Below are 1,585 nucleotides of genomic sequence, written 5' to 3' on the forward strand. Positions count from 1 at the left end.
AAAAATATTTATATTTTGATCTAGTGTACCTCATTACAGACGGAAGTGCTGTAACCCTCTTCTGTCACTCTCCGAAAACAAAAATTAAAGCCAACTTTTAAAACTCTGACTGGGATTAGGTTTGTGGCTTTATTTTCTAACATGATATATATAATCATTGATTTAGACTGAAACTCTTGTCTGGTAAGGATTACATCTTTTTATCTAGGGAAAGTGACAGAAGAGGGGTAATGGCTGAAACAGTGCGGTCAACAAGAGTGGCTAACTTGTTTCTACCACCAATACGAAACAGCAAACCATTGTCAGACAGTGAGTTGGTCACACAAAGCAAATCAGTGGGTTTACCTTGAGCATAAAGTTGGCTGGCAGCTTGATAAATATCCTTGTGAGCGCCAATGTAAAAAGCATCTGCAACTAAGCGATCGCCCACTCTACTCATTGCCTCTGGGTCAAGCATGATACCGCCGAGTATTGCTTCTTCAGCTTCGATGCTTTGTGGGGGTAAATGGTCTGTAGCAATGCCAAAGTTCATGTTTTGAGTCATAAAAACCTCGTAAATTCAAAAAATGTCAGAATTGCTGTGAAAAGGCTATGGAGAGGGGAGAAAGGGCAGGAGTATGTATTTATGTATTTCCTCATTTCGCTATTCCAAAGCCTTTTCAAGCGGCTTGTGGATGGAGATAGACATACATTTGGGGATGATTGGTTTGTAACCAGTTCAACCAGTTAGTAGTTGCACCTGTGTGTTGTTGGTCATAACGGGTGGTGAACTGTGCGATCGCCTGATCTGCACCAACCTTGTCTGCAAGGTCGAGTAGTTCGCAGAATATGGCTTTGTGCCAGTCAAGGGAGCGATTGGAGTAGTAGCCAATAGGTTGGTCACGCTGTTGAGCTTGTTGAGTGGGGGATGAATTTTCTTCGAGTTCCAGAACTTGTGACCAATAGCCCAGTAATTCTTCCAATCCCCCTTTAGAGCTTTCGAGATTGCCGATGGATTTGATGACTGTGGGAATTTTTTCTGTCCACTCGCACCCACTCCACTTAGCTCTTTCTCTGGCAATTAACTTGACAAGCCGGCGATCGCAAGTTTGGTAAATCTTGTCTCTGGTGTCTGTCCGCCAAGGAAAACGCCAGCCCCGCAGTTTAATTTCGCTTTTGTAAACCGCAGGTAACGGATCAGATGCCATGATGCCAGGGTCTAGCAAAACTTGGTTGATTAAATCTTCCACCGACTGAAATTTTTGCCTTGTAGATGTTTTATTCGATTGTTCGACTTTGTCGAATGACCCCGCAAGTATGGCACCACATGAGGGTTTATCGGGTTGAGAAGAAGATTCGGGTTTGATGGACAACGAAGCGAAGGATTGGGGAATTGGTTCTTGTTCTTGGTTCGGTTGTTCCTTCAAGCTAGTTTTTTCTTCACACACACACTCATGGGTGGGGGGTGCGCCGGGTTTAGGGGGCGCGTTCTTAAGTGGATAGACTTCAGATGGATAATCTTCTATTGGATAATCTTTGGGTGTCCCCCCAGCACTACCGGGGTGTCCCCCCAGCACCCCTGGGGTGTTCCCCCAGCACCTGTCTC

1 protein-coding gene and 1 pseudogene are annotated in these 1,585 nt (G+C 44.9%); both read right to left on the minus strand.

Annotation, left to right across the window (positions count from 1 at the left end; all coding sequences use genetic code 11):
• Positions 1-190: 190 nt before the first annotated feature.
• A complete protein-coding gene (locus ACM0OS_RS28850; protein ID WP_414546599.1) occupies positions 191-544 on the minus strand; it encodes a DnaB-like helicase N-terminal domain-containing protein in 354 nt (117 codons plus the stop codon).
• Positions 545-659: 115 nt separating this feature from the next.
• Positions 660-1,585: pseudogene (locus tag ACM0OS_RS28855) on the minus strand (helix-turn-helix domain-containing protein); the annotation flags it as partial.

The organism is Nostoc sp. CCY0012 (genome assembly GCF_963920855.1).
In the GTDB taxonomy this organism is placed as follows: domain Bacteria; phylum Cyanobacteriota; class Cyanobacteriia; order Cyanobacteriales; family Nostocaceae; genus Cyanocohniella.